General features: G+C 48.3%; 11 protein-coding genes. All 11 read left to right on the top strand.

Going from position 1 to position 9,917, the window contains the following annotated elements; genetic code table 11:
* Positions 1-947 precede the first annotated feature (947 nt).
* The gene (locus tag ACVCAM_RS25410; protein WP_000341066.1) at positions 948-1,340 is read left to right on the top strand and encodes a hypothetical protein; all 393 of its coding nucleotides are present in this window, start codon (positions 948-950) and stop codon (positions 1,338-1,340) included.
* A gap of 658 nt (positions 1,341-1,998) precedes the next feature.
* Positions 1,999-2,655: a trypsin-like serine protease gene (locus ACVCAM_RS25405; RefSeq protein WP_000462754.1), complete on the top strand. Its 657-nt coding sequence runs from the start codon at positions 1,999-2,001 to the stop codon at positions 2,653-2,655.
* A gap of 202 nt (positions 2,656-2,857) precedes the next feature.
* A complete protein-coding gene (locus ACVCAM_RS25400) occupies positions 2,858-3,355 on the top strand; it encodes a membrane protein (protein WP_000340139.1) in 498 nt (165 codons plus the stop codon).
* Between the two features lie 4 nt (positions 3,356-3,359).
* Positions 3,360-4,748 (top strand): hypothetical protein, encoded by a 1,389-nt coding sequence (locus ACVCAM_RS25395; protein ID WP_000083579.1) that lies wholly within the window; start codon positions 3,360-3,362, stop codon positions 4,746-4,748.
* A 400-nt stretch (positions 4,749-5,148) separates the two neighbouring features.
* Positions 5,149-5,442, top strand: a complete 294-nt coding sequence (locus ACVCAM_RS25390) for a helix-turn-helix transcriptional regulator (RefSeq protein ID WP_012477377.1) — start codon at positions 5,149-5,151, stop codon at positions 5,440-5,442.
* A 4-nt stretch (positions 5,443-5,446) separates the two neighbouring features.
* Positions 5,447-6,772: a type II toxin-antitoxin system HipA family toxin gene (locus tag ACVCAM_RS25385; RefSeq protein WP_000088044.1), complete on the top strand. Its 1,326-nt coding sequence runs from the start codon at positions 5,447-5,449 to the stop codon at positions 6,770-6,772.
* 60 nt (positions 6,773-6,832) lie between these two features.
* Complete coding sequence (locus ACVCAM_RS25380) at positions 6,833-7,039, top strand: hypothetical protein (protein ID WP_000134171.1); 207 nt, start codon at positions 6,833-6,835, stop codon at positions 7,037-7,039.
* 100 nt (positions 7,040-7,139) lie between these two features.
* Positions 7,140-7,550 carry a hypothetical protein gene (locus ACVCAM_RS25375; RefSeq protein WP_000985909.1) on the top strand — a complete coding sequence of 137 codons (411 nt, stop codon included), beginning with the start codon at positions 7,140-7,142 and terminating at the stop codon, positions 7,548-7,550.
* Positions 7,551-7,604: 54 nt separating this feature from the next.
* On the top strand, positions 7,605-8,378 hold the full coding sequence (locus ACVCAM_RS25370) for an HNH endonuclease signature motif containing protein (RefSeq protein WP_001139513.1): 774 nt from the start codon (positions 7,605-7,607) through the stop codon (positions 8,376-8,378).
* 252 nt (positions 8,379-8,630) lie between these two features.
* Positions 8,631-9,056 (top strand): hypothetical protein, encoded by a 426-nt coding sequence (locus ACVCAM_RS25365; RefSeq protein ID WP_000278471.1) that lies wholly within the window; start codon positions 8,631-8,633, stop codon positions 9,054-9,056.
* Positions 9,057-9,604: 548 nt separating this feature from the next.
* Positions 9,605-9,913, top strand: coding sequence for a hypothetical protein (locus ACVCAM_RS25360; protein WP_001224686.1), 309 nt, complete (start codon positions 9,605-9,607; stop codon positions 9,911-9,913).
* The last annotated feature ends 4 nt before the right edge of the window (positions 9,914-9,917 follow it).

The following is a 9,917-nucleotide window of genomic DNA, read 5'->3' as shown; positions in this document are numbered from 1 at the left end:
TTGTATTGAGCTGGATTGAGTTGTCATGACTGCGTATCCTCCCAAAAAAATCCAGCTAAGAACAGACCTTACGGCAGGCAAATGGTAAGTAGTGCTTCTTGAAGCAGTCGAGTGTACAGCGGCTCAGTGAAAAAGCTAATCGCCCGCTCAACAACCTAGTGATACTGGTGCAGATTCGACAATGAGTTAATGCCCGGAGAGCATCTGCAAGACTTCTAGCTGGAAGGCATTCCAACCAGCCCTCGCTTCTGAAAAGCCGTCAGGAAACGGTAAAATCCAACCAAGTGAGCAACTTCACTTGATCAAAGATCTAAGGCTAGAATGATGGAATTCCAACCTTAGTTTGCAAATAGCCTAAACATATAACTTCCTCTGAGGATTTAAAAGAATTCTCAGATGTCTTGAAAGCTACTTTTTAAACTTTCTCATTCTGAGAAGCATATTTAATTTTGCTGCGTCTGCTCGTGCTGCTGCTACAGAAAGGGCTTTATGCAGTGAAACTACCACGACAAACAAACAGAACATCGACCAGAATCCATCCATTTCGTTTACCTAATCGTTGAGGTTTTTATTCGGGATATCTGGCTAAATAGGACTACACAGATACCCAGTTAAACCCCCCGCTTACATAACACTCCGGTTCCTCACCAGACGTTTTATTCTATCGCGGTCTGTGGTTATCAGAAGCTGCATAAACCGGTTATTTAGTCCGTTACGCGAAAATTATTGAGGATCCGGGCTGTTAAACTGTTCTTCCTCTTTCGCTTCCGGAGAAAAGGGGAGGTGTCACCCTGCGGCCGGGTAGTGAAAGGGATTTGACGTAATTCAGGCGAAGGGCGAACAAGACCGCAAAGGACGCCCGGGCGACCGGATACCTGCCGGGTTGTGCGAAGTAAAAACCGGAAGCAGTGATAACACAAACAGGCCCCTACAGCGTAAGGATTGTGATGGACGATAAAGAGCAATTTACGAATCTTGTGGCAAAGCATGCCTCCGGACTCACCGAAGAGCAGCTGGCCGGTTACGATGCCTGTTCCCTGGATGGTGAATGCGTCACGCCTTCATACGAGGTTTTCCGGGGGTATCGTACCCGCCATACCCTGGATGAATTTCTGGAGATGGCCATATCGCTGAATGCCATCCACCCGGATGAATATTTAACGGATATGCTGCTTAAGCCTCATGAGGTGATCGGCGCTCTGGCCGATGAAGGCGACCAGCTGAACAACGCCACCCCGGTTTATTTCTTCCCGGATACCGGCGTCTATGCAGCGGCCGTCAGTGAAACCCGGGTGCTCGATGCCTGGCTTTGCTGGCCATGCTACCCGGCGAACTGGTAACGCGGCCGTTGGAATTGCACCGGCAGGATACGAATTTAACCGACCCCGTGGCGGGAAGGTTATCACAATTGCATGTCCTCATCCCTCAAGCCCCCTGCCAGGCCCTAACGTGCTGTCAGGCTTCGCCTGATTCCCGATCTGCGCCGGTACTTCAGCCGATAACTTTTTGTTTTCTTTTTATTTTCTCCCCATTTCCTCAAAGTTCGCGGGCGGCGTGGACAGGGCACCATTGCCGCATGTGGGGTCTTAATAAGGGCAGGGTGGTCAGGTTTGCTCGATGCCGGGGGTAGGCCCTACCCTTTATGGGATGAGGACATGCAATTCACTAAATTAATCGACAGCACCGGTGGTGACTTATCTGTAACGGGTCAGTTTTGATACGGGGAATGTTTCAGGGTTAAGATCTGGAATCATAAAAATATACGCTCCCGTTCAGGACATACGACTTGAAATGGATAATGCCATTAAAGGAATTCCAGCCTTTCGTCGATAACAGTTTCTGACCATCGCCATAACCATGTCATGGAGGAGACTAACCGTGTTTCAGAGGTGAGCTGGTGCCTGGCAAAACATACAAACTCAAATATCAGGAAGCGAGTTTAGTTGTTTATAACATGCAGCCGTGTAACTGATTAGGTACCGGCAAAAGGAGGAAATAATGTTTGAAAACTACGTTTGTAAAATCTATGTAAGCAATGATCCTCATTTTAGTAGCCATCTCGAAGCAACTGCGTTTGGTTTCGATAATGGTCAGCAGCAAAAGATTCTCACCGCAGCCCATGTTGTTACCAATGCTCTTGGAAAAATTTATCCCGTCAGCAATACACTTAAACTTTACGTCAAATTTCTTAACCATCAAGGACTGGTGAACGAAGAGCCTGTTCTAGTCGATTTCATTCTCAATGAGGCTAATGACAGGGCAGACTTTAAAGACGGCATTCCGTTTGTTGACAGTGCAGAAATCGTATTACCAGCTGGAATACAACAGCCTGTAAGTAGTTACTTTAAGGTCCTGGCTCCCGCAGCTGGCATGGGTACATTGGGTGTCGGATATCCAATGAATGAGACAACAATTTCGACATTCCCTGGTGAAGTTTCAGGCATTTGGCCTTTAAATTGCTCAAATCATTCTCCCCAACATCTCACAACTCGCTTTGTAATAGCACATTTCAACACCGATGGTTGCTCTGGTGGACCCTATGTCGTCTCCGAGAATGACGAGCATTTTGTCATTGGAAGTCTGGTTGGAATAATGTCTGGAACCTGCCCAGATTCAAATCCACACATGTCTGTTCAGTCCGCTACTGATTTTTAGCAAAGTCAGTTCCAAAATGACGCTGGCACGATAGTTATTTTGGGTCTGCCCGATATGGCGTCTGCCCTTACTAACAGCAACAGCATTGAAACTGACAAACATGAACTCGAAAGTGCCACAATAGTAAGTCATGATTTCTTCATCACTTTTATGGTGCTCTTTTTCACCTATCACACAGCAAGTTATGAATACGAGGCCTGTAATGGACGCTACCGAAACTGAAGAGCTCGAAAAAATTCGCAAGAAGGCAATGGATGAAGTTACAAGTGCTCTTCAGGCGCTTGAAAATAAGTTCCCGGGTATTACTGAGGGCGCAGCAGCTTTGGCGGGGTCAGGCGTAGGCGCAGCGGCTTCCTTCGGTGCTCTCTATACGCTTGGTACAACGGGAGTGTCAGCAGCAGGCATAACCTCCGGGCTCGCTACAGCAGGGTCTATCGTCGGTGGCGGTATGGTTGCAGGCATTGCGGTATTGGCCGCACCTGTAGCTGTGTTAGGGATTGGCGGGTACGCGATAGTGAAACACAAAAAAAATGCGAAACTGACAGCCGCCCTTAGTCAGGCCATCCAAAAGCTCTACGAAGTTCAGGAAAGGTTGATGTCGAATGCGGAATATTTTAAGGCAGAAATTGCTGGCATCAAGGCAACAATCGACATGCTTACTAAGAAAGCTCCAAAAGGTAGCCTGGTCGCGGTGAGGTAAACACATGAGTCAGTCTCCTTATGATGATGAGTTCAGGGCCATCCGTTATATTCAGCTCCGTGGTCAGGATATCGCGAACGCTCACGAGACAATTAACAGTGATATAGAGAGCCTTAAGGCACAGTTGACCGGGCTAATCAGCGGCACTGAACTTGATGAAGCGGAGCATCTGGCGCTTAAAGAACATCATCTGCGAGAAATGACCCCTTCAGATACTGCCATGCATTCTACTGGTCTCAAGACTATATATAGCGAGGCTAACCAGCGTGTATGCGGTGATATTGGACTGGCCACAATACTCTCCACGGATGACTTGGCTGTTGTAGATGCCCGGATCCAGAATCATATTAAAGAATTTAATGATCGCTACGCACTCGACGCCTGGGATTATGCTATTGCCTGCGGATGCGGGCTCATAGCATCCATGCTGGATTTACTTTGCGTCAGAGCCCCGCCAAAACCTACGGTGAGCTTTACGGCAGAAGTGGATGGTATTTTCAATAAACAGGTGCAGAAAGCCTTCAATGCCATTTTGCCGGAGGACCTGAGTACAAAACTCTCAGATTTGTTCCCTATAGGGGCACCAGACAGTTCGATCAGCAGCGATTTAGTGGGTGCGGCCGGTGGCGTTTTGTCTCCCACAAATCACCGCTTAAGAGCTTTGTCACACGATCCCGTACTGGGCATTATTTTCGGTATAAAGGATATGCTGAACGGGACCTGTACGGTGGTTCAGAATGGACAGATCGTGGTTTATCCTTCCAGTAAAGGCGTTACAGACGAAACCAATATTTTCAGGCTCATCGCCAGAATGTTTGGACACCTGGCATCGGATGTTAATGCCCCCTCAGCAAAAGGAAACCGTGGCATGGGGTTACCGGCTCCTTTTATGGGGCTACTTCGTATGCTTGAGGGGATCCCTGTGGGGAGTTCTAACTTCGGCAAACAAATAGAGTACATGTATGTCAACGGGTATGACTTTCGTCAGTTTATCGTGACAAGTATTCCGATGAGCATAATGGAAGTTTTGATGCGGGTTTTCTATGTGGCGAAACAGGTATCGCTGGGAAAAGGAGCTTTTGGGGAGACCTTACTGGATACCATGCCGTTGCGGCTAAATCCACGCTTCCGGATGATGCTTGCCCTGGGTTATGGAACTTCCAGTGCTGTTAACGCAGGTAAAATGTATATCACCGGCAATATTCTCAATGCGAATTACGCCTCCTGGATGGGGTTGGCCTGGAATGGTTTTCACTCACTCAAGTGGTCCCTTTATCAGCGACACTTAAAGCTTTGGGCCGGTATTGAAAAGGCAGAACTGGAACGGCTTCAGAACAATATAGACAGCATCGAGGCATTGACCATCAGAGCAGGAAACTTGCCAGTCAAGTAACATTCACCGGAGCACCTCCGGAACCCCATAGCCCACCAGCTGCTAAAAATGTCTGCCTTTGCTTTTAATACTCTCTCTGCCTCCTCCCCGAGGCAGAGAGTAGCTCGTAGTTATTTATACAGCTCACAACAGGGCCATAAGATACTCCGCTTCTCGTTTACCGATGATCCTGATCTGTCAGCTCTCTTACCGGATGCTGTACGAGCGTAACGGCTTATTATTGATAGTTCTCTCATATCAAACCTCATAAAGATTTATGCTGCCACTTAGTAACAGCCTAAAGGTTGTACTCTCTATTTAACAGCTTTTAGGCTGTTAATTTGATATTACAGCTTTTAGGGTGTATGTTTAGAAAACAGCGTACAAGGTGTATCAGAGGAACTACTGAGGCCAGCTTATGATCAATAATGATTACCCGTTAAACACGCTCAACCAGTTGCGTCCCTTGCTCATTGGTTTTCGCAAGGCGAATGGCCTGACGCAAAAAGACCTGTCCGAAAGGTTAGGGGTCACTCAACAGACATACTCACGTCTGGAAGCCAACCCTGCCAGTGCGAGCATTGAACGGCTATTCAAGGTGTTTTCTATCCTGGGCGTAAAAATCAGCTTCTCCTCGACAACCGCCTCTTCAGAGGGGAAGCAGACGGAAGAAATGCTTAAATCAAACTCACCTGCACGACAGGAGAAATGGTAACGATATGAGCCGGAAACAGCAGCGTCTGGCAATCTGGATGAACGGAATCAAAGTCGGATACTGGGAAAAAAGTAAAGGGGTAGACAGCTTACAATACCTTCCTGACTGGAGTGCAGACGAACAGGGAAGGCCGCTGTCATTGTCCCTTCCTTTTACTCCCGGGAACCAGGTCTGGCGTGGAAATGTGGTACGTGACTATTTTGATAATTTACTCCCGGACAGCGAAGGCATACGCAGACGTCTGGCAATGCGTTACAAGGCCGATAGCCTGGAGCCTTTTGATCTTCTGACGGAGCTGGGAAAAGACTGCGTGGGCGCGATACAGCTGCTTCATGACGGAGATGAACCCACAGATTTATATTCCGTGAAGTATCACCCGCTTACTGAATCAGAAATTGCGGCAACTTTGCGTAATACCACGGAGACATTGCTACCGGGCAGGCCAGAAGATAACGACGACTTACGTTTATCTATTGCCGGTGCTCAGGAGAAAACAGCCCTACTGTGGCATGAAGATCGGTGGTGTATGCCGGAGGGTAATACACCAACGACGCATATATTCAAGCTACCGCTCGGACTTGTGGGGAACATGAAAGCCGACATGCGCTCGTCGGTTGAAAATGAATGGCTCTGCTCGGTACTTCTCGAACAGTACGGGCTCCCCGTGGCAAGAACGCAGATTGCTCACTTTGAAGATCAGAAAGCGCTGGTGGTAGAACGTTTTGACCGAAAATGGTCAGGAAACGGACAATGGATCATTCGTTTACCCCAGGAGGATATGTGTCAGGCCCTGGGCATTTCGCCATTACGAAAATATCAGGCGGACGGCGGGCCAGGTATATCGGAAATTATGGAAGTTCTGAGTAATTCAGACCGTGCTGAGCGTGACAAAGCGCAGTTTTTTATGACGCAGATAGTTTTCTGGATGATGGCCGCAACAGATGGCCACGCTAAAAATTTCAGTATTTCTATTGGGCCACAGGGACGTTATCACCTTACACCACTCTATGATGTGTTGTCGGCATGGCCGGTGATCGGTCATGGGAACAATCAGATATCCTGGCAGAAGTGCAAACTGGCGATGGCCGTACGTGGCAGTAGCAACTATTACCAGATATATCGAATACAACGACGCCACTGGATCAGGCATGGTGAGATAACCGGCCTGAGTAAACAGCAGACAGAGGCGATGATAGAGGAAATCATCGCCAGAACCCCGGGTGTCATTGAACGTGTTAGCGGGCTTCTTCCGGACCAGTTCCCCCAGCAGCTTGCGGAAAGTATTTTTGATGGAATGAGGCAGCAATGCAGGCGCCTGGCTGAGAAATGACAGCCGCAATTTATAGTGTGCATGTTTTCAGAATAGCTGATGTAAGCGTGAGGATTCAGTATGACTGAAGAACAAAAAAGAATAGAGCGGGCTATTGAGTTGGCTTGTCGTTACGGCGGAACCGATGAAATGCATCATCTGCAATGGGTCGTGGATCAGATGGTAAGAGAACTTGCTGGAGAACGTTATGCACAGATTGTAGCAGATGCCACCAGCGGAGAAGATGGGCCTGATACTTACAAATGGAGTGTTGGGATCGCGCCTTAGCATCTGTCAGTCTGGGGATGAAAACGTACTTAACATCCAGCGAATTCCCAGACTTCACATTAAGACTAGAGTAACGGCCGCAATCACGTGAGAGAAAAAAATGGCAATTTTAGCAATCATTGCAGTTATCGCCCTGGGTGGGTACGCCTGCGGGTTTATTAAAGCCCGTGAGCTGAGCGCTTTGCGTAAAGAAATGAAACTATACGTGGATCGCATGGAAGCGGCGGAGCTGGACTTACACGCAATCAGAAGTGTAGCGGAGCACCGGTTGCACGGTGCAGGTAAACAGTTTGCCGACCTTTACAGCCGTATCGACGGTGCAACTGTGACGCTGACACCCGAAGATCAGCTGTTACTGGCAACGATGCCATTTAATATTCAGGATGTAGAAGACATCGTAAACGAGCGCGGTCCAAAGACAATTAGCGGCCGTCCATTCTGGGAAGTTGAGCCAGGCCCGCATGACTATGAATATGGCCCGCAATATCCGTATTTCCCAGACCAGCGCTAGGAAGAGATCAAGATGAGAGAGCCAAGACCCCGCCATACCTTGCAGGTCATTCGAGTGCCTTCTCTGGAGGTTCAGGATCTGGGGCTGACCAGCTTTGATAGCTGGCTTGACGAGAACGGTTATGACAAAACGAATGCCAGAAATAACCGTACCATCTGGGCGAGAGAAGGCGGATGGCATCTGAAACGTTGCAGAAATCTGGAAACTGGCACGGACGATTTCTGGTTTATCGCTTTCGATGGTAAAGGCGGAAAGATATACCCGCTGAAAACCCAAAGAGACTACCGGGCTGCATATCGTAAGCTGGAAGCAGAAGGTTATGCACCTGCGGTCATCGAGCAAATGACCACAGGCGCAGCATATAACCTGGCCTATCCACGTTCCACCCTAAAACAAGCTGAGACGGCCACCAGCGAACCAAAGCGGAAACCTGACGTAGATATCCAGGGTGAGCACTGCGAGCGCGTAGTGACGCAACGTAGTGGCGTGGCACAGGGTAAATTTAAAGCTCTGCTCATCGAGAATTTCGCGGGCCGTTGTGCGGTAACCGGTTGGGTTAATGGCGGTGTCCTGGATGCGGCACACATTGAACATGGAACCCGGTACAATCCGTCTAATGGCATCCTGATGACTCCAACAATGCATGCTCTGTTTGATGCCGATCTTATGGGCATAGATCCGGCCACCCTGACCGTTCATTTTAAGCCAGGCATTGAGCTGGGCGAGCTGTTTGAAGGCCGTAAAATCACACCGCTGGTGTACGATCTGGACTTAGAGCGGCTGGCCGTACGCTGGGCAGGATACCAGGGCCTGGCTCATGAACAATGATGGGTTACAGCCGGGATGTGTGAAAACCCGTCAGTGAAACCTGCATGCGCCATACCTTTAAATTTAAACTCAAGAGCCAGGCTCAAGATAAAACCGAAATGAAAAGGTAAAATCCGGTGCACCAGATCTCTTAGGTTTAATACCTGAGCCGGTATACTGGCAGGCGCAGGCATGTGGGTATTATCCAGTCCATACATCTCCACACAGTGTTAACCGCAACATTTAAAGTTCAATAAGGACGGTTTCAATTTTATGTATAAAACAGCATTAGTGATGATTATCGGGATCCTCGGATGCAGTAAAGCATTTGCAGCCACTGAATTACAGCTCCAGCAAAAACGCGTTATGCAGTTCTGTGCCAACGCCAGTCTTCCATTGTTAGTTGCGGGTACAACGTACGCGAATACGTCTGACAACGGGCGACCAGAAAAAGAAAGATTGGCAATCCTGAAAAATTCAGTTGCAAGCTCGACAGCTTATAAAATGGCATCTCCCGGAGTTCAGATTGCCATGATGAGCGTGGTGGAAGATATTGCCGATCCGAAAGAATTAGCTCTACATCAAAAAGAAGTTAGACGTCTTGGGGCTAGTTATCTTTCCGACAGCGGTGTTTCATGGGCTTCAAAAACTGTTTCACCATTTACAGCCTGGTGTAACTTTAACCGTTTAGAAAGTTAAGGCTGGCAAGGCGGTTCCTGTTCAGGAAAGTTACTTTCCGTGCGGGGACCGTAAGATACAGATAAAGCTTAAGGCCTTTGAATTTCTGGAAAGCATTTGAAAATTTCATTGCGCTTGTCTGATATGAAACAGCCCCTGCATTTCTGCAAAGGCTGAAAGAGTGTGTACGGACTTTGGAAGGAGTGATGATATACGCCTGAGCCATCCCATCACCGCAGACAGGGTAATTAACCCTGACTAAAGCTTTCACCTATTCCGTCGCTCGCAAGCGGCTTTCGCACACTAACGAAGGTATGGCCTTTCGTCGGTGTTAAATTTTTCAAACTTTGCTTACTTTGTCAAGGAAGGTGACCGCAGTAGTAGGCACAACTACTTTAATCTGTATGAATAATAAGGTAGAACCGGCCAGTGAATGAATGCTTTCCCTGAAATCAGGCGGACAACCTTCAGGAATATTGATAGCAAGACTGAATCTCTCGCTGCGGCGATAAACATTTCGCCATAACCCTGAACGAGAGTGGTTCATCCATCATATACAGGAGCGTTACATGCGCAAATTTAAGTACATAATCTGTCACCAGTGCGAAGGCCACGGGACCATGGAAAACCCGGCCTTTGAAAATGGATTCACCCAATCAGAAATGGCTGAGTGGGAGCCAGAAATGCGTGAAAAGTATTTTGCCGGAGCATTTGATGTTCGCTGTGACGTTTGTGCCGGTGACGGTAAGCTCAGCGTACCAAACGTAGCGGCTATGTCTTTTTCAGAACGACGGGTTCTGGCAGCACGGCGGCGTGATGAGCGTCTTCAGGCTGCTGATGAACGGCTGTCCCGCCAGGAACGAGCAATGGGGTACTGAGGTG

It is taken from the genome of Enterobacter sp. CFEC122, assembly GCF_052983755.1.
This window is presented reverse-complemented; position numbering and strand designations above follow the sequence as displayed.